Below are 17899 nucleotides of genomic sequence, written 5' to 3'. Positions count from 1 at the left end.
TCGCGACGACGCAGTTACCTTCGGCTACGGGGTCATGGCTTACCCCGGTGTGGACTTTCACCACACGGAATGCACGCCTTCGCGGGCGCACTAGGAGCGACTTCAGTCGCGATGATGGGGTAACGCCGCCCGGGCTAAAGCCACTCCTACAAACCCCGCCCTGGCCGTTGTGGTTACTTGCGGCCGACGGAGTAGTAGGTGAAGCCTTTATTGATCATGCGCTTGGGTTCGAACATGTTGCGGCCGTCGAAGATGGTCGGTTCGGATAGTTGCTGCTTGATCAGGTCGAAGTCCGGGGCGCGGAAGCTTTGCCATTCGGTGACGATCACCAGCGCGTCGGCGCCTTTCAGGGCGGTTTCCTTGGTGCCGCACAAGGTCAGGTCGTCGCGGTTGCCGTAGAGGCGCTGGGTTTCTTCCATGGCTTCCGGGTCGTAGGCCTGCACCTTGGCTCCGCCGGCCCACAAGGCTTCCATCAGCACGCGGCTGGGCGCTTCACGCATGTCGTCGGTGTTGGGCTTGAACGAGAGCCCCCAGATGGCGAAGGTCTTGCCGGCCAGCTCACCGTCGAAGTGGGCATTGATCTTGTGGAACAGGGTGGTCTTCTGCTCTTCGTTACGGGCCACCACGGCCTTGAGCACCTTGGCATCGAAATCGATGTCGCCGGCGGTGCGAATCAGCGCCTGCACGTCCTTGGGGAAACAGGAGCCGCCATAACCGACACCGGGATAGATGAAGTGGTAGCCGATACGCGGGTCGCTGCCGATGCCCTGGCGCACCTGTTCGATATCCGCCCCCAGGCGCTCGGCCAGGTTGGCAATCTCGTTCATGAAGCTGATCTTGGTCGCCAGCATGCAGTTGGCGGCGTACTTGGTCAGCTCGGCACTGCGCACATCCATGACGATGACCTTGTCACGGTTGCGGTTGAACGGCGCATAGAGCTCGCGCATCAGCTCTTCGGTATCTTCGCTTTCGGTGCCGATGATGATGCGCTCGGGCTTCTGGCAGTCGGCGACCGCCGAGCCTTCCTTGAGAAATTCGGGGTTGGAAACCACATCGAAGGTCAGATCGTCGCGCTCGCGGGCTCGCAACACCTCCAGCATCCTGGCCCGAACCTTGTCGGCGGTGCCCACCGGCACGGTGGACTTGTCGACCACGATGCGGTGGCTGTCCATGTGCTGGGCGATGGTCTCGGCCACGGCCAATACATGCTGCAGATCGGCGGAGCCGTCTTCATCGGGCGGCGTGCCCACGGCAATGAACTGTACCTCACCATGCTTCACGCCTTCGGCGGCGTCGGTGGTGAAGGTCAGCCGACCGGCGGCGTAGTTGTCCTTGAGCAGCGGTTCCAGGCCCGGTTCGTAGATGGGGACCTGGCCTTGCTTCAGTCGCTCGACCTTGTCGGCATCCACATCCACACACACCACTTGGTGGCCCACATCCGCCAGGATGGTGCCCTGTACCAAGCCCACATAACCGGTTCCGAATATCGTGACGTTCATAGCAATCCTTTACGATTCGTCGAGCCGTGATCACAAGATAGGCAAAACCGCCAATGCGGGCACGCTACCGCCCGGGGATTGTTCCGGACGCATTCCCAGGCCCGTGACCATTGGCGATACCAAGCGAGATGGGTGCCATTGGGTGGGAGCGAGAATGCAATAAGCGACATCCTGGAAGCCCAGCAGTTGGCAACCAGCCGATGTCCACTACCATCCCTAGCAAGGCCGCAGTGCTGCCCTGGGCCCGACTACACCCCTGCCTGGTATCGTTTTCGTTATTCACTGCACCCCAGTTGGGGCAACAGCGCTGGTATTGTGCTATCCCAAGGCCCTCGTGGCCAGAGACAGCACGGCGCCTATTTTAAGTGAGCCCCCTGCTCGGCTCCACAGGGCAGGGGTAGAAATTTGTCATGGGCTAAGTTTTCTTGTTGGTGTAAGGATACAGAGCCAGGACGGGTTGGCAAGGTGGCAATACCGCAGCCAGACAGGGGCTTTTGTTTTCATAGACTTGACGCCAGTTCAACCCGCTTGCGCTATTGGCTTGAAAATCATGAATTTGCACCCCCTGTGGGGCGCCACTAGGCTTCGTCATGTGACAGCGTGTTTCCAACAATAACGATACGACGATCACGAGGGCCTTCATGACCATGAACAAGAAGACGTCTTGTCGACAGGTGCTTTTCGCGACGCTGCTGCTGGGCGGTACCGTCACCCTGAGCCATGCCCAGGACGAGCCGCTGGTGGCCGGCATCGAGGCGGCCTTCCCGCCCTGGGCCTATGCCGAAGGCGGCGAGTACAAGGGCATCGCGGTGGATGCGATGCGCGCCATCGCCGAAAACCAGGGGCTCGAGGTGGAGTTCCGCGACATGCCGTGGCCGTCGCTGATTCCGGCGCTGGCCAACGAGCGCATCGATCTGCTGGTCACCGGGTTGAACGTCACCGAAGAGCGCAACGAGGTGTTGGATTTCACCATCCCGTGGTGGGAGAACGACGACGAGGTGCTGGTCAATGCCGACTCCGACCTGAACGTTGTCACCGCCTTGTGCTGCGGCGCCACCATCGGCGCCCAGGGCGGTTCGACCCAGAATAGCTGGGTGCAGGCCAACCTGGTGGAGAACGAAGACATCGACGTGACCCTGCGCAGCTACGAGGATTACGTGACGGCGATCGAGGACATGGGCGTGGGACGCATCGATTCCGTCGTCGTCAGCACCGACACCGCCGAGGACTTCATCAACAAGGGCCGCGAGGTGCGCATCGCTGGCACCATCACGCAAGGCCAACCGCAGGCGCTGGCGGTATCGCGCGGCGACCCCAACGGCATCCTGGGCACCCTGAACCGCGGCATCATGGAGCTGTACGAATCCGGCCAGTGGCAGGAGATCGTCCACTCCTATGCGCCCCATGCCACCATTCGGCAGATCCCGGCTACCATGCCGGACTATGTCAGGACCTATCAGGAGCCGATCCCCGGTCTCGAGGAAGAATAGGCTTCCCCTCCCCCGTCGGCTCCCGTCGGCGGGGCTGTCCTGACATGTGACGGGAGTCCATGACATGGTATTCGACACCCTGGTGGCCGAGTTCCCGTTCCTGCTGCGTGGCTTGTGGATCGGGATTCAATTGCTGGCCGCCCTGCTCACCCTTGGCTTCGTGCTGGGGCTCGCGCTATCGGTGATGAGCATTTACGGCCACTGGACCCTGCGCCTGTTCAGCGTGGCGTTCGAGCGGGTCTTCCGTGGCATTCCCGAAATCGTGCTGCTGTTGCTGTTCTTCTACGGCGTTGGCGAGTTGATTTCGCTTTCCCCGTTCGTGGCCGCGGTGATCGCCCTGGGCCTGCGTTCCACCGCGTACCAGGCACAGATCTTCCGCGGCGCCATGCAGTCGGTGTCCGGTGGTGAGGTGATGGCGGCGCGGGCGTTGGGCATGTCGCGCCTCGGGGCGATCTGGCACATCGTGCTGCCACAGGCGCTGCGCCGTTCGATCGGGCCATGGACCAACGAATACTCCGCCGAGCTGAAGGCGACCTCGCTGGCCTATGTGATCGGGGTGGTCGAGCTGACGCGCCAGGCGAGCTATATCGTCTCCAACCTGCAGGGCAACACCCTGACGGTGTTTGCGCTGGTGGCCGCCATGTATTTCGTCGTCAACCGTCTGGGCAATGCCGGCCTGTATGCCCTGGAACGCAAGATGACCATTCCTGGATTCGAGGGGCGTGGGACCGAGTCATGAGTGAGAACCCGATTCTGAGCGTGCGCGACGTGCGCAAGATCTACGGCGGCGTGGAAGTCTTGAAAGGCGTGAGTTTCGACCTGGAACGCGGCCAGTCGAAAATCGTGATCGGCCCGTCGGGGACCGGCAAGTCGACACTGCTGCGCTGTATCAACCTGCTGAGCCCTCCCGACGGCGGCACTATCACCCTCGACGGCGTGAAGGTGGAAGAGAAAGGCATCAACCAGGTCCGCGCGCAGATCGGCTTCGTGTTCCAGGAGTTCAATCTGTTCACCCACCTGCGCGTGCTCGACAACGTGCGCCTGGCGCAGCGCAACGTGCTGGGCCGCTCCAAGCAGGAGGCCACCCGGCGTGCGATGGAAGAGCTGGAACGCGTGGGCCTGTCCGACAAGCTGGAGGCCTACCCGGCCGAGCTGTCCGGCGGCCAGAAGCAGCGCGCGTCGATTGCCCGGGCGCTGGCCATGGATCCCAAGTTGATCCTGTTCGACGAGCCCACCTCGGCGCTGGACCCGGAGCTGACCGGCGAGGTGGTGCAGGTGATGAAGGACCTGGCCACCGCCGGCATGACCATGCTGGTGGTCAGCCATGAGATGGGCTTCGCCAAGGCCGCCGCCGACGAGGTGATCTTCATGGAAGGCGGGGTGATCGTCGAGCAGGGGCCGCCGTCGAAGCTGTTCACCCGGCCCGAGCATGCCCGGACATCGCAGTTCTTGCAGATGATCAGCCACGAACATCAGGAAGCCTGAGGGAAGGATTCGCACCATGCTGGAGTTCATCGAATTCGGCAAGACCTGGATGCCCTTCCTGCTCGAGGGCGTAGGCGTCACCGTGGGGCTGTGGGCGGTGGCCATGGTGCTGGGCTTCTGCCTGGCGTTATTGCTGGTGTGGGGCCGGGTGTACGCGCCCAAGCCGATCTATCTGGTCGCCACCGTTTATGTCGAGGTGTTTCGCGGCACCCCGATGCTGGTGCAGTTGTTCTTCATCTACCTGGGGCTGCCGGAGATCGGCATCGTGCTCGACCCGTTCACCGCCGCAGCGGTGGCGATCGGGCTGAATAGCGCGGCCTACCAGGCCGAGTACTTCCGCGGGGCGATCCAGTCGCTGCCTGCCGGGCAGATGGTCGCCGCCCGCGCGATGGGCATGAGCCGCTTCCAGGCACTGCGCGATATCATCCTGCCGCAAGCCGGCCGGCGGGTGATCCCGCAGTGGTCCAACGAAGCCATCGTCGAGCTCAAGTACACCTCGATCGCCTACGCCATCGGCCTCACCGAACTGACCTCGCGTGCCGAACAGGTCGGCTACCAGACCTTCCAGTTCCTGGAAGCCTTCACCCTGGTGGCGATCATCTACCTGGTGCTGACCGGCATCGTCGCCCAGTCGCTGGATTTCCTCGAGAGGAAGACGCGAATTCCGGGATTGACCTATATCGGCGGCAGGATGGAGTGATGGCAACGGCTCTTTGCAGGATGGCCGTCATGATGGCTTAGGTCATCGACAGCATGCAGTTGAAATCAGCACCGACGCTGCTAGTGTTTTTTTATGGATGGGCCCTCTGTTTGAGATGCCGTGCGGTGCCCCATGCACCACGTGATGACGTTGAAAAACTCATCTTAGGCACAAGGCATGATGGGTCCATCCTCTTTATTCTCTTTATTCGTGGGAGCGGCTTTAGCCCGGGCGGCGTTCGGGGATCATTCTGTTTAGGGGTAGTGGAGACCAAGCCGGCCTGCGGCCGGATCGCGGCTGAAGCCGCTCCTACCTGGATACGTGCCGATATCCACCACCATGCGCTGAAGACGGCCACGGTGGTTTTCGTAGGAGCGGCTTTAGCCGCGATGGAAGTGTCCCCCAGGCCGGATAGGGCACCGCACCAGGTAGGAGTGGCTTTAGCCGCGATGGCACACCACCTGGACGGCGTTCCGACGATGGCTTTGGCATTGCCGCCAGATAATGGTGCTTACAGCCAGGCGGCATCCCATAGGGGATACTGGCCAATATCGTTTACCAACCCGGCCCGCAACGGATTGGCAACGATATAACGCGCCACGGCACGTATGTCCTCGTCTTCCCTGATGGCACGATCATGATAACCACGCTGCCACACAGAGCCTTCACGACCAAGGCTCTGGTTCACCAGCATGGCGGAGCGTCCCTTGAAGCGCCTTATTACCTTGCCCAAGGAAGCATGTCGTCCCAGGCTGAATAGCCAATGCACATGGTCGGGCATGACAATGAACGATAGCGAGTCGACCCACTCCAGCATGTGCAAGGAACGCATTTCGTTCACTACCAGTCGGCCCTGTTGCCAATATTGGAAAAGCGGAAGGCGATTATGGGTACAGGTGGTGATGAGATAAATGCAGTTTTCCTGCGAAAAACGGCCTTTTCTCAATGCATTGGCATGTGGTGGAAGTGACTTGTCCATGTCGTTATCCAGAATCAGGCCATCAGTGGCAACGATATTCTAGTCGGGTTTCGGAGAATTAATCATGTCGCAGGGAACTTAGGACAGTAAGCCGGCCTGCGGCCGGATCGCGGCTAAAGCCGCTCCTACTTGGGTGCGGTGCCCTATCCGGCCTGGGCGATCCCTTTATCGCGGCTGAAGCCGCTCCTCCATTAGGATGATGCTTGTATGCGAATGCGGAGCACACCCCATCGACGGAACGCCGCCTGGGCTGAAGTCGCCCCTAGCTGGTGTGGTGCCCTTTAGATAACTCAGGCGATCTTGCCGAGTTGCACCAGCGTTCGCATCAGGGTGCTGACCGATTCAGCAGGTAGCGAGTATTCGTTCATCAAGGCCTCGAGACGGCGCTCGAAGTTGGCTTGGCGCTCGCGTTCCTGTTGCTGGCGACGTTCTTCCAGGGATGGCACATCCGCTTTCGGCTCGGCAACCGTCTTGCTGGCAGAGCCTTCCAGCTCCTTGAGAGCTTCGGCAAATGCATCGTCGAGTTCACGGAATTTACGCAGTTTCTCGCGTTCATCCATAGGCTTGTGCGGTTTTTGATATCTCATTCGCGTCTTTTATCGCTGACTATTCATTAATGATGGGAAATTCTCAGACCGTATTTGTTCAGCTTGCGCACCACACTAGGCTGACTGATTCCCAACCGGTCAGCCATGGCATAGGTACTAGGCAGTTGCTGGCATAGCCGGGCAAGCATCTCGCGCTCGATACGTGCCATGGCTTGCTTGAGGGTTTCCTGATCACCGAGCCGGTGAGTCACGGCATGAGACGGTGAGCGTTCATTTTCCAATAGTATACCGTCGTCGGGTGCCTTGGCGAAACCAGATGGTGATTGCTGCATATTGCCGGCGATGACGTCATCGGCCGCCGACAACCAGGCCCGCTCCAGCCAGTTCTCCAGTTCCCGCACATTACCTGGCCAGTCGTGGCCCATCAACTCCGGCCATACACTGGCATGCAGAATCTTGTGCTGACCGTAACGTTGGTTGAGCCGTTGCAGTTGCAATTCGGCCAGGCCGGGGATGTCCTCGCGGCGCTCGCGCAGTGGCGGCAGCGTGACAGGAATCACGTTCAGACGATAGTAGAGATCGAGCCGGAAGCTTCCTTCCTCGACGCGACTGGCCAGGTCCTGGTTGGTCGCCACCACCAGGCGGAAGTCGACGCGACGCGGCCGGGTGTCCCCGAGACGGGTCAGGCTACCGTCCTGGATGACCTTGAGCAACTTGGTCTGCATGGGCAGCGGCAATTCGCCGATCTCATCGAGAAACAAGGTGCCGCCGTCGGCCTGCTCGAGCAAACCGGCCTTGCCCTGGCGGGTGGCGCCGCTGAATGCGCCGGGCTGGTAACCAAACATCTCGGACTCGAACAGGCTTTCGGGAATGGCGGCACAGTTGACATCGATGAAGGGGCCCTCGCGGCGCTGGCTCCAGGCATGCAACTGGCGGGCGAACGCCGTCTTGCCCACGCCGGACTCGCCGAGCATCAGCACCGTGGCATCGGTAGGTGCCACTCGCTTGAGCAACAAGGCGATCTCGCGCATGACACCGCTGCGCACCTGCAGGCTATCGAGTTCCAGTTCGTCGCCGATCGAAGCGGCACTGGCACGCTTGAGGTGTTCGCTGAACCGCTGCTGCAGCAGGGCATATTCATCCTGCAGAAACTGCAGGTCGGTCAGGTCCATCGAGCGGCTGACGATCCGCACCAGTTGGCCGTCGATGAACACCGGATGGGCCTGGGCGATCACCCGCCGCCCGGTCCCGGTCTGCTGCATGAGCTGGGCCGGCTGGCCGGTGCGCATCACCTCCATGCTGACCGATGGCTTGAGAATGCCGCGCTCCTCGAGTTGCTGCACGGTGGAAGCACACAACTCCTCGCGTGACAGGCCATAGACCGCTGCCGCCCCTGGGCTGACGTCGATCACGCTGCCCTGCCCGTCGACGATGAAGAAGTGGTCGTTGGCGGTGTCGATGATGGTCTTCAGGACTTGGCTGTCGATATGACTCATGTATTTACCCCGCGAGTGACTGCGCAATACATTATTGCATCAATGATACATAAATGCATCGATTCGCGACGACTCAATGATGTAAAAACGCATCGGCATTGAGAAAATTCAATGCAAATCATACAGGTATGATTTGGCACGCAATGTGCAATGCCTTGGTAGCCGTCTCTGATGACAACCACAATTTCCTCCGCATCGCGGCGGTAACCCAAAGGAGAACCTGATGAGCGATTTCAACCAACCGCTGGGCGGCAACGAGATGCCGCGCTTCGGCGGCCCGGCGACCATGATGCGCCTGCCTACCCAGGAAACGGCTGCCGGCCTGGATGCGGCTTTCATCGGCGTGCCGCTGGACGTGGGCACTTCCAACCGCCCCGGGGCGCGCCTGGGCCCGCGCCAGATCCGCGATGAATCGCGCATGCTGCGCCCCTACAACATGGCCACCCGTGCGGCCCCCTTCGACAGCCTGCAGGTGGCGGATATCGGTGACGTGCCGATCAACACCTTCCACCTGCCCAAGAGCATGGACATCATCACCGCCTTCTACGACGAGGTGCTGGCGCATGGCTGCACGCCGTTGACCCTGGGCGGCGATCACACCGTGACACTGCCGATCCTGCGGGCCATCGCCAAACGTCACGGCCCGGTGGGGCTGATCCATGTCGACGCCCACGCCGACGTCAACGATCACATGTTCGGCGAATCCATCGCCCACGGTACGCCGATCCGTCGCGCCCAGGAAGAAGGCTTGCTCGACAGCCGCCGGGTGGTGCAGATCGGCCTGCGCGGTACCGGCTATGCCGCCGACGACTTCGACTGGTGCCGCGATCAGGGCTTCCGCGTGATGACCGCCGAGCAGTGCTGGTACAAGTCGCTCGAACCGCTGATGGGCGAGGTGCGCGAGCAGATGGGCGATGGCCCGGTCTATATCACCTTCGATATCGATGGTCTGGACCCGTCCGTCGCCCCGGGCACGGGCACCGTCGAGGCCGGCGGCCTGACCATGCCGCAGGGCCTGGAGATCGTGCGTGGTGCCTGGGGGCTGAACGTGGTCGGCGGCGACCTGATGGAAGTCGCTCCGCCCTACGATCCGAGCGGCAATACCGCCTTGATGGGCGCCACCCTGCTCTACGAAATGCTGTGCGTGCTGCCCGGTGTGATGCGCCGCAATTGAAATTCACCCTATTCCAACGACAACAATGCCAATTGAGGTAACCACGATGTCTTCCTCTCTCGATACCGCCACCGACAACGAGGTGGTCGCTGCCAGGCCCATCAGCCCGCGCAGCCTGCTGAAATTCCTGATCCCCTCGCTGATCGGCGTGGGGATGTTCCTGGTTCCGTTCTCGGTCGGCGATACCATCAATATCGGCATGGGGTTGCTGGCCGATGGTCTCAAGGCGTTGCTCGGCGGTGCGTTGCCGGCCATTGCCGTGATCGTGCTGTGCTTGTCGGTGCTGCTCACGACCCTGGTCAAGGTCGCCAAGCCCGGTTGGGCCCACGAGGGGGTGTTCAAGGAAATGTTCGATGTCGGGCCGTTGTGGTTCGGCATGCGCATACTGGGCGCGGCCTTCGCACTGATGACTTTCTTCCAGTTCGGCCCGGAGTTCGTCACTGCGTCGTTCACTGGCGGCGTGATGCTCAACGACCTGGCGCCGGTGCTGCTGACCTTCTTCTTCTTCGCCGCCCTGCTGCTGCCCTTCCTGGTCGACTTCGGTTTCATGGAGTTCATCGGCAGCCTGGTGCGCAAGCCGTTCCGAATGATCTTCGGGCTGCCGGGCCGCAGCGCCATCGATGCCACGGCGTCGTGGATGGGGTCGGGCACGGTGGGCGTGCTGATCACCTCCCAGCAGTACGAGAAGGGCTACTACAATCGTCGTGAAGCGGCGGTGATCGCCACCAACTTTTCCATCGTGTCGATCGCCTTCAGCCTGTTGATCACCAGCTTCGTCGATCTCAATCACATGTTCATCCCGTTCTACTTCACCGTGGTGGTGTCGGGGCTGACCGCGGCGGTGGTGGTACCGCGTCTGCCGCCGCTGTCCCGCAAGCCGGACACCTACTACGAACCGGTCGGCTGCCAACTGGCCGAGAAGACCACCGGTGACATGGGCGTGCTGCGCTACAGCTTGATCCAGGCGGTAGCGCGCGCCGAGAAGGCGCCCGGCCCGCGTGATCTGGTCCGCAGTGCGCTGCTCAATGTGGCCGACATCTTCCTGGCCCTGCTGCCACTGGTGATGGCCATCGGCACCGTGGCGCTGATCCTCGCCGAGTTCACGCCGCTGTTCACCTGGCTGTCATACCCGATGGTGCCGGTGCTCGAGCTGTTGCGCATTCCCGAGGCCCAGGCCGCCGCGCCCGCGACCCTGGTAGGCTTCGCCGACATGTTCCTGCCGGCGGTACTGGCGACCAATATCGAAAGCGAGCTGACGCGCTTCGTGATCGCCTGCCTGTCGCTGACCCAGCTGATCTACATGTCGGAGATCGGCGCCCTGCTGCTGAAATCGAAGATCCCGATCAAGCTGTGGGAGCTGTTCGCCATCTTCCTGCTGCGCACCGCGATCACGCTGCCGATCATTGCCTTCATGGCCCATACGTTCTTCTTCTGATGACCAAGCCACGGGCGACGAGCTTCGGGCAGCGAGCAACCCGTAGCTCGCCGCCCGTAGCTCATAGCCCAAAGGGGTTGACCAATGACCTGCGCTCAATTGCTGTTGCACCTGCTGCGCGACACCTATGGTGTGGACACCGTGTTCGGTATTCCCGGCGTGCACACGGTAGAGCTGTATCGCGGCCTGGAAGGCAGCGGCGTGCGCCATGTCACGCCGCGTCACGAACAAGGGGCGGGCTTCATGGCTGACGGCTACGCCCGCGCCACCGGCCGCCCCGGGGTGTGTTTCATCATCACTGGGCCGGGGATGACCAATATCGCTACCGCCATGGGCCAGGCGCTGGCGGATTCGGTGCCGATGCTGGTGATCTCCAGCGTCAATCGTCGCGACACCCTGGGACGCGGTCAGGGACGGTTGCACGAACTGCCCAGCCAGCAGCAGACGCTTGCGGGCCTGTCGCGTTTCAGCCATACCCTGCCCGCCCCCGACGCCCTGCCCGAGGCATTGGCCCGCGCCTTTGCGGTGTTCCGCAGCAGTCGACCGGGCCCGGTGCATATCGAGATCCCCATCGACCTGTTCAATGCACCGGCCACGGCGCCGGCTTCCTGGCAGCCGCCAGCGCTGTACCGTGCGGCGCCGGATCCACAGGGCTTGGCCACCGCGGCCCAGTGGTTGCAAGAGGCCAGCCGGCCGCTGGTACTGCTTGGCGGCGGCTGCGTCGATGCGCCCGAGGCGGCGCGCACCCTGGTCGAGCATCTGGATGCGCCCACGGTGACCACCATCAATGCCAAGGGGGTGCTCGGCGAGCGCCACCCCTTGGACCTGGGCGCCAATGCCGCCTTGCCGGCAGTGCGTGAGCTGGCCCACGACGCCGACGTGATCCTGGCGGTGGGTACCGAACTGGGCGAGACCGATTACGATGTGGTCTTCGACGACGGCTTTCGGCTCACCGGCAAGTTGATCCGCATCGACCTCGACCCCGAGCAACTGGTGCGCAACCAGCAGGTCTTGCTGGGTCTGGTGGGCGATGCCGGGCGCAGCCTGGAACTGCTGCTCGAGCATTTCCCCCAGCCACTGCAACGCGGTGGACGTGAGCGTACCGCGACGGCCCTGGATACCCTGGCACTGGCCAGCGATCCCGCCTTTGCGCCGTTCGTGCCACTCTTCGCGACCCTCAAGGAGGTCCTGCCCGAGGTGGTACTGGTCGGCGATTCCACCGCCCCGGTCTATGCCGCCAACCACCTGGTCTCCCTGCCGGCACCCCGGCGCTTCTTCAATGCCTCTACCGGCTACGGCACCCTTGGCTATGGCCTGCCCGCAGCACTCGGCGCGCAACTTGCCCGTCCCGAGTTGCCGGTGGTGGCGCTGGTCGGTGACGGTGGCGTGATGTTCACGCTCTCGGAAATCGCCACCGCCGTGGAAGAGGGTCTACCGATCGTGATCCTGCTATGGCACAACGCCGGGTACGAAGAGATCCGGCGCTATATGGACAACCACGGCGTCGAGCGCATCGGCGTGGATATCCAGGCCCCGGACTTCCTGGCCCTGGCAACAGGCTTCGGGTGCCTGGCCACCCGCGTCGACAGCCCCACCACCCTGGCCCAGGCCCTGGAGTCGCGACCCCTTGACGGCCCTTTCCTGATCGAGGTGGATGCCGAGGGATGGACACGCAACCTTGCCTGATGCCAAGGCGATACCAAAGCCATCGCGGCTAAAGCCGCTCCTACGAAAACCACCATGGCTGCCTTCCGCGGACCAGGTGGATGCCGGCGCGTCCAGGTGGGAACGGCTGTATCCACCTTCCGCGGACCGGGATGGATGCCGGCGCGTCCAGGTGGGGAACGGTCGTGGCCGCCTTCCGCGGACCGGGATGGAGGCCGGCGCGTCCAGGTGGGGAATGGTCGTGGCTGCCTTTCGCGGACGGATGGATGCCGGCGCGTCCAGGTGGGAACGGTCGTGGCCGCCTTCCGCGGACCGGGAGATATCGGCACCGTACCCAGGTAGGAGTGGCTTCAGCCGCGATCCGGCCGCAGGCCGGCTTAATATGCCAAGTCCTCGTTACAGCCCATCGTCGGAACGCCGCCCGGGCTAAAGCCGCTCCTACGAAAATCACCGTGGCTACCCTGACTGAAGCCGCTCTACCTTAGTCATGTGCCAGCCACCGCCTTTCAGACAGGTACCGAACATCAACGGGAGACGAACCGTGCAACGACTCGAGCAGCAATTCATCGATAACCAATGGGTCACCTCGCAGGGCACACGCCTGTTGCCGGTGACCGATCCCTACCGCGAGGAGGTGATCGCCGAGGTGACTGCCGGGGCACCGGCGGATGTGGACGCGGCCGTGGCAGCGGCGCGGCGCGCCTTTCCCACGTGGCGTGCGTTATCCGGCCAGCAGCGCGCCGTCTATCTCGACGGCTTCGCCGAAGCGCTGACGCGGCGACGTGACGAGCTGATGCGCTTGTCGTCGACCAACAACGGCAAGGTGCTGGCGGAGGCCGGTATCGATCTGGACGATGCCATCGCCTGCTATCGCTACTACGCCGAGCAGGCCAGGCAACTGGATGCCCGCCAGGGCCAACGGGTGGATGTCGCGATGGCGGGCGTCGAAGCCCGCAGTTATCAGGAGCCGATCGGTGTCGTGGGCCTGATCACGCCCTGGAACTTCCCGCTGGTGACCAGTGCCTGGAAACTGGCACCCGCACTCGCCGCGGGTTGCACGGTGGTGCTGAAGCCCTCCGAGGTCACTCCCCTGCCGGAGTGCGCGCTCGCCGAGATCGCCCTGGAGATCGGCTTGCCGAAGGGGGTATTCAACCTGCTATTGGGCGATGGCGAGGGCATCGGCGCCCCCATGAGCCAGCATAGGGGAATCGACAAGCTGTCCTTTACCGGCAGCAATCGCGTCGGTGAAGCCGTGATGCGGGCTGCCGCCGAAGGCAGTCGCGGCGTGTCGCTCGAACTCGGCGGCAAGTCGCCGATCCTCGTCATGGAGGATGCCGACCCCGAGCAGGCGGCGGACTGGGTGATGGCCGGCATCTACTTCAATGCCGGCCAGATCTGTTCGGCCACCTCACGCCTGCTGGTCCACGAAGCCATCGCCGAACCATTGTACACAGCCTTGGCCGAGCGTATCGACACGCTGGCAATGGGCGATCCACTGGCTGAGGGAACCGATATGGGGCCGCTGACCAGCGCCCGGCAACGCGAGGCCGTGCAAGGCTATCTCACCGTCGCCGAGCAGGAAGGCCTTGTCGCCGTGCGCGATGCCCGCCACCGTACCTTGCCGTCACAGGGATATTTCGTGGCACCGACACTGTATCGCGACGTCCCGCTGGAAAGCCGCCTATGGCGTGAGGAAATCTTCGGCCCGTTACTGTGCTCACGCCGTATCTCCAGCGAGGCGGAAGCCATCGAACTCGCCAATGACAGCGACTTCGGCCTGGCCGCTACGGTGATCAGCCGCGACAGCGCGCGTGCCAAGCGCATCGGTCGCCAGTTAGAGGCCGGCAGCATCTGGTTCAACGGCGAGCAACTCGTCCTGCCGGAAACCGGTTGGGGAGGCTTCAAGCGCAGCGGGATCGGTCGCGAGCTGGGCCCCTGGGGGCTTTCTGCGTATCTCGAGGTCAAGCATATCGTCGGCCCCGAATAGCCACGGCCAGCCACCCATACCCACAGGGGACCGCATCGGCGGTCCCTTTTTCGTCAGATCAGTCTGAAGGATGACGCTTATCAAGAATTGTGTGCTCAAACGCTCACTACTCGACACCAAACTTGCCTTAGCCCCGGTGAGTCCGTAATTAATGGATAAGTAAAACAGGGAACACCAACGACAATCACAACAAGCCCTGAAAGGACCGTAGGCGATAAAGAGACATTCGCCAGAATGCTAGCTGTGATGTAAGGGCGAAATGATGTTCAACAATATGATGCGAGCCGAGATCTGGCTGCAGGACAGGCTGGCATCTCAGCAAGGAATCGAGGACCTGGCAGAACGGTTGGGATACTCGTCTTCACAAATCCGTCGCAATTTCAAGCGCTGCTTCGGCGTATCGCCTAGTACCTACCGGGATCGGCTGCGTCTTGATAAGGCAGCGCTACTGCTGAGTTATACCCAGCTTGGCATCAACGAGATCGCGCTCCAGTGCGGCTACCGCAATCATTCCGCATTTTCACGGGCGTTTCTCAGGAACTACCGTATCAGCCCACGTGAGTTTCGTAAGGCGGAAAAACTCAAGCTCGAGATACGTCGCCGTACAATGGAACATGACTATCACGTCCGAATTGGTCATGCCAAGGACCAACAAACCGTAGTGACCCGCTTTTATAGCACTCAGGCGGCAAGGAATACGGCTCTCGACTTCCTCGATCATGAAGCCCTGGAAGCACTGCCCGAACGATTACGAGATGAGAGCCCTATTGCCATCGTCCATGGGAATCCCCTGACTGCCGACTTTACATGCGCCGATCTCGGCGTCCAGATCAAAGCCGATATCGCCGATGAACTGGCTCCCCCATTGCCCTTTCGAAGCCTGGGCTTGCCCGCCTATCGCTATGCCAGTGTGACGGTCGATGACCTCAGTGAACTCGGAGACACTCTCACCTTCTTGTTGGCCAAGGCGCTTCCGGAGCGGGGGGAATTCGCCAGTGGACTACCACTGAAACTGCTATGGCCAAACGGGAACGCGAGGCAACGCCACAAGCGGAAGAGCGGCATCGAAGTCCGCCTACCGCTGAGCGGGGAGCGTGACAACACCACCCCGGCGCCCTACTCGCCTCTTGCGGACCGCACCGACCGTCGCTCGTCGAAAATATGAGATGCCAGACGCCATGACGCCGCCCCGAAAGTCCGGGACGGCGTCATCGATGCCAGAAATGACAACGCTGCTTTCGAAAACCGATGCGGACGCACATTGCGGTGCTTCATTTCTTCAATCAGCGTTTATCGGTGGAAGCCGGCTCAGCCTTCCACGCGTACCAGCCAGGATTCCACGGTATCGCTGCCGTATTCGTCCTTCCAGGCCTTCAGCGTCTTCTGGTTACCGCCGCGGGTTTCCACAACTTCCCCAGTATTGGGGTTCTTGTAGATCTTCAGCTTACGCTTGCGACGACCGCCGGAAGTTGTCGCAGTACCGGCGACAGCGGCCTTGCCTGCCGGCTTGGGATTCAGCAGCTCGATCACATCGGCAGCACTCTTGTCGAATTCCTTCATGAGCGCCTCGAGTTTATCCTTGAACTCGAGTTCGGCTTTCAGGCGAGGATCGTTCTGCAGTTTCTCCAGCTTCTCGTTCAGCTCCTTGAGTTTCTGTTCCTGCTGCAGGTAATCGCTAAGTAGTGACATGATACTTCCTTCTTCAGATTCACAGTCGATGCATGGGATGCGATGCTATTGTTACCGTTACATTGGGTATTGCCAAGAGCTTAGCGATATTTTTATTTAACGACAACATGAAAAACCGTAAGCCGATTCATGCCGAGACATCTGGAAACACCCAACTTTATGCCTTCTACTATTTTTAAACGACACTCGAAACCGGCGCTTGGTTCCCTACCTCATGGCTTAATGTCGACATATCACTGGCCAAAGGAGGGTCATTATTGTTAACCTTGCGTTTTATAAAGGTTAACAGCGAGATCGTCATGACCGCATCCCCGCTATGGCACCCTTATGCCCAGATGCAAACCCAATCACCGGCGCTGAAGGTCGTAGGCGGACAGGGGGCGCACTTCACCCTTGAGAATGGTGAGTCGCTACTGGATGCCACCTGTTCCTGGTGGTGCATGATTCATGGTTACTCTCATCCACGGCTCATCGATGCATTGAAGGATCAGGCCGACAGCCTATGCCACGTCATGCTCGGAGGCCTGACACACGAGCCAGCCAACCAATTGGCTGCGGCACTGGTGCGCATCACCCCCGCGGGGCTGAATCATGTGTTCTTCTCGGACAGCGGCTCGGTGGGCATGGAAGTCGCCATGAAGATGGCCGTGCAGTATCAGGTGCAGCGCGGTCGTCCCGGCAAGCATCGCCTGCTTTCGCTGATGCGCGCCTATCACGGCGATACCACTGGTTGCATGGCGGTCTGCGATCCCGAGGAAGGCATGCATTCCCTGTTTGCCGGCTACCTGCCCCGGCATCACTTCGCTCCCGCCCCGACGGCACCCTTCGATGCCCCTGGAGAAGCCGTAGAGGGCGATATCCAGGCGCTCCGCGAGGTACTCGAGGCTCACCATCAGGAAATCGCAGCACTGCTCATGGAGCCACTGCTGCAGGCGGCCGGTGGGCTGAACATGACCTCGCCTTATTACGTGCAGGCCGCGCGGGAATTATGCGACGAATTCGACGTGCTCCTGGTCTTCGACGAAGTGGCCACCGGCTTCGGACGCACCGGCAGGATGTTCGCCGCCGAGCACGCCGACGTTACGCCGGACATCATGGTGTTGTCCAAAGGATTGACCGGGGGCTATCTGGGGCATGCCGCAACCCTGGCGACCGACAAGGTGTATGGAGCCTTCTTGAGCGAGGATCCCGGCCATGCCTTCATGCATGGCCCTACCTTCATGGGTAATCCCCTGGCCTGCCGCGTCGCCCTGGAAAGCCTGGCCGTATTCGAGGAAGAGGATTATCTCGGCAAGATCGCGACGCTCAACGCTATCCTGCGACAGGAACTGGTTGCCGATGAGCGACTGTGCCGGCACCCCGCCGTCAACGACGTTCGTGCCCTGGGCGCTACCGCCGTTATCGAAGTGAAGGATGCCGCCAGCCTGAAGGGCGTTCAGGGCTTTGCACGTCAGCATGGCGTCTGGCTGCGTCCCTTCGGCCGCTGGCTATATACCATGCCGGCCTATATCACCACGCCGGACGAAATGCGCCAAATTACCGACGTGATGAAGGGCTGGTTTTCCGCAACAGCCAATAGCGGCTGAAGCCGCTTCTACACGGTGCCAACATCCACCTCGGTGCGCGGAAGGCAGCCACGGTGGTTTTCGATAGGGGTCGGGAAGGCATAGCCTCCCCGCCCTCCGAACCGTGCATGCGGTTCTCCCGCACACGGCTCTCCAGTCGATGGTTTCAACATCGTGATTGGCTCGC

Annotated in this window: 15 protein-coding genes; 10 read left to right on the top strand and 5 right to left on the bottom strand. The window is 61.6% G+C overall.

The annotated features are described in order from the left end of the window. Nucleotides 1-173 precede the first annotated feature (173 nt). Entirely contained in the window at nucleotides 174-1499 is a 1326-nt protein-coding gene (locus tag ACFOEV_RS04860) for a UDP-glucose dehydrogenase family protein (RefSeq protein WP_386772014.1), read from the bottom strand. 641 nt (nucleotides 1500-2140) lie between these two features. Between ACFOEV_RS04860 and ACFOEV_RS04855 the strand changes: the two genes are divergently transcribed. From ACFOEV_RS04855 to ACFOEV_RS04840, 4 genes are all read left to right on the top strand, one after another. After that, nucleotides 2141-2989, top strand: coding sequence for a transporter substrate-binding domain-containing protein (locus tag ACFOEV_RS04855; RefSeq protein ID WP_386772013.1), 849 nt, complete (start codon nucleotides 2141-2143; stop codon nucleotides 2987-2989). A 64-nt stretch (nucleotides 2990-3053) separates the two neighbouring features. Next, a complete protein-coding gene (locus tag ACFOEV_RS04850; protein WP_386772012.1) occupies nucleotides 3054-3728 on the top strand; it encodes an amino acid ABC transporter permease in 675 nt (224 codons plus the stop codon). Then, nucleotides 3725-4474, top strand: coding sequence for an amino acid ABC transporter ATP-binding protein (locus tag ACFOEV_RS04845; protein WP_386772011.1), 750 nt, complete (start codon nucleotides 3725-3727; stop codon nucleotides 4472-4474). The genes ACFOEV_RS04850 and ACFOEV_RS04845 overlap by 4 nt, the downstream gene beginning before the upstream one ends. A 16-nt stretch (nucleotides 4475-4490) precedes the next feature. Beyond that, nucleotides 4491-5174, top strand: coding sequence for an amino acid ABC transporter permease (locus tag ACFOEV_RS04840; RefSeq protein WP_386772010.1), 684 nt, complete (start codon nucleotides 4491-4493; stop codon nucleotides 5172-5174). A 511-nt stretch (nucleotides 5175-5685) separates the two neighbouring features. On the opposite strand, the gene ACFOEV_RS04835 is transcribed toward ACFOEV_RS04840, so the two are convergent. From ACFOEV_RS04835 to ACFOEV_RS04825, 3 genes are all read right to left on the bottom strand, one after another. Beyond that, nucleotides 5686-6153, bottom strand: coding sequence for an REP-associated tyrosine transposase (locus ACFOEV_RS04835; protein WP_386772009.1), 468 nt, complete (start codon nucleotides 6151-6153; stop codon nucleotides 5686-5688). A gap of 290 nt (nucleotides 6154-6443) precedes the next feature. Beyond that, nucleotides 6444-6713, bottom strand: a complete 270-nt coding sequence (locus tag ACFOEV_RS04830; RefSeq protein ID WP_386772008.1) for a hypothetical protein — start codon at nucleotides 6711-6713, stop codon at nucleotides 6444-6446. 53 nt (nucleotides 6714-6766) lie between these two features. Continuing rightward, complete coding sequence (locus ACFOEV_RS04825; RefSeq protein ID WP_386772007.1) at nucleotides 6767-8197, bottom strand: sigma-54 interaction domain-containing protein; 1431 nt, start codon at nucleotides 8195-8197, stop codon at nucleotides 6767-6769. A gap of 223 nt (nucleotides 8198-8420) precedes the next feature. On the opposite strand from ACFOEV_RS04825, the gene speB reads away from it, so the two are divergent. From speB to ACFOEV_RS04800, 5 genes are all read left to right on the top strand, one after another. Beyond that, nucleotides 8421-9371, top strand: coding sequence for an agmatinase (gene speB, locus ACFOEV_RS04820; RefSeq protein ID WP_386772006.1), 951 nt, complete (start codon nucleotides 8421-8423; stop codon nucleotides 9369-9371). Between the two features lie 46 nt (nucleotides 9372-9417). Further along, nucleotides 9418-10806 (top strand): YjiH family protein, encoded by a 1389-nt coding sequence (locus ACFOEV_RS04815; protein WP_386772005.1) that lies wholly within the window; start codon nucleotides 9418-9420, stop codon nucleotides 10804-10806. 84 nt (nucleotides 10807-10890) lie between these two features. Continuing rightward, complete coding sequence (locus ACFOEV_RS04810; protein ID WP_386772004.1) at nucleotides 10891-12492, top strand: 5-guanidino-2-oxopentanoate decarboxylase; 1602 nt, start codon at nucleotides 10891-10893, stop codon at nucleotides 12490-12492. A 520-nt stretch (nucleotides 12493-13012) separates the two neighbouring features. Further along, nucleotides 13013-14458: an aldehyde dehydrogenase family protein gene (locus ACFOEV_RS04805; protein WP_386772003.1), complete on the top strand. Its 1446-nt coding sequence runs from the start codon at nucleotides 13013-13015 to the stop codon at nucleotides 14456-14458. A gap of 259 nt (nucleotides 14459-14717) precedes the next feature. Then, the gene (locus tag ACFOEV_RS04800; RefSeq protein WP_386772002.1) at nucleotides 14718-15623 is read left to right on the top strand and encodes a helix-turn-helix transcriptional regulator; all 906 of its coding nucleotides are present in this window, start codon (nucleotides 14718-14720) and stop codon (nucleotides 15621-15623) included. Between the two features lie 143 nt (nucleotides 15624-15766). Here the strand turns inward: ACFOEV_RS04800 and ACFOEV_RS04795 are convergent, their stop codons facing one another. Continuing rightward, entirely contained in the window at nucleotides 15767-16147 is a 381-nt protein-coding gene (locus tag ACFOEV_RS04795; protein ID WP_386772001.1) for a histone-like nucleoid-structuring protein, MvaT/MvaU family, read from the bottom strand. 299 nt (nucleotides 16148-16446) lie between these two features. Here ACFOEV_RS04795 and bioA point away from each other — a divergent pair, with 299 nt between their 5' ends. Beyond that, the gene (gene bioA, locus ACFOEV_RS04790; RefSeq protein WP_386772000.1) at nucleotides 16447-17733 is read left to right on the top strand and encodes an adenosylmethionine--8-amino-7-oxononanoate transaminase; all 1287 of its coding nucleotides are present in this window, start codon (nucleotides 16447-16449) and stop codon (nucleotides 17731-17733) included. Nucleotides 17734-17899: the final 166 nt, after the last annotated feature.

The organism is Litchfieldella rifensis (genome assembly GCF_042646605.1).
In the GTDB taxonomy this organism is placed as follows: Bacteria; Pseudomonadota; Gammaproteobacteria; order Pseudomonadales; family Halomonadaceae; genus Litchfieldella; species Litchfieldella rifensis.
Note: the sequence above shows the minus strand (reverse complement) of the source record. Positions and strands in the feature narration are given on the sequence as shown.

What these genes read in the sequence shown, in the direction of transcription:
- ACFOEV_RS04815 (WP_386772005.1), top strand. Translation starts at nt 9,418, where the DNA reads ATGTCTTCCTCTCTCGATACCGCCACCGACAACGAGGTGGTCGCTGCC.
- ACFOEV_RS04855 (WP_386772013.1), top strand. Translation starts at nt 2,141, where the DNA reads ATGACCATGAACAAGAAGACGTCTTGTCGACAGGTGCTTTTCGCGACG.
- ACFOEV_RS04830 (WP_386772008.1), bottom strand. Translation starts at nt 6,713, where the DNA reads ATGGATGAACGCGAGAAACTGCGTAAATTCCGTGAACTCGACGATGCA.
- ACFOEV_RS04860 (WP_386772014.1), bottom strand. Translation starts at nt 1,499, where the DNA reads ATGAACGTCACGATATTCGGAACCGGTTATGTGGGCTTGGTACAGGGC.
- ACFOEV_RS04825 (WP_386772007.1), bottom strand. Translation starts at nt 8,197, where the DNA reads ATGAGTCATATCGACAGCCAAGTCCTGAAGACCATCATCGACACCGCC.
- bioA (WP_386772000.1), top strand. Translation starts at nt 16,447, where the DNA reads ATGACCGCATCCCCGCTATGGCACCCTTATGCCCAGATGCAAACCCAA.
- ACFOEV_RS04810 (WP_386772004.1), top strand. Translation starts at nt 10,891, where the DNA reads ATGACCTGCGCTCAATTGCTGTTGCACCTGCTGCGCGACACCTATGGT.
- speB (WP_386772006.1), top strand. Translation starts at nt 8,421, where the DNA reads ATGAGCGATTTCAACCAACCGCTGGGCGGCAACGAGATGCCGCGCTTC.
- ACFOEV_RS04840 (WP_386772010.1), top strand. Translation starts at nt 4,491, where the DNA reads ATGCTGGAGTTCATCGAATTCGGCAAGACCTGGATGCCCTTCCTGCTC.
- ACFOEV_RS04845 (WP_386772011.1), top strand. Translation starts at nt 3,725, where the DNA reads ATGAGTGAGAACCCGATTCTGAGCGTGCGCGACGTGCGCAAGATCTAC.
- ACFOEV_RS04795 (WP_386772001.1), bottom strand. Translation starts at nt 16,147, where the DNA reads ATGTCACTACTTAGCGATTACCTGCAGCAGGAACAGAAACTCAAGGAG.
- ACFOEV_RS04850 (WP_386772012.1), top strand. Translation starts at nt 3,054, where the DNA reads ATGGTATTCGACACCCTGGTGGCCGAGTTCCCGTTCCTGCTGCGTGGC.
- ACFOEV_RS04800 (WP_386772002.1), top strand. Translation starts at nt 14,718, where the DNA reads ATGATGTTCAACAATATGATGCGAGCCGAGATCTGGCTGCAGGACAGG.
- ACFOEV_RS04835 (WP_386772009.1), bottom strand. Translation starts at nt 6,153, where the DNA reads ATGGACAAGTCACTTCCACCACATGCCAATGCATTGAGAAAAGGCCGT.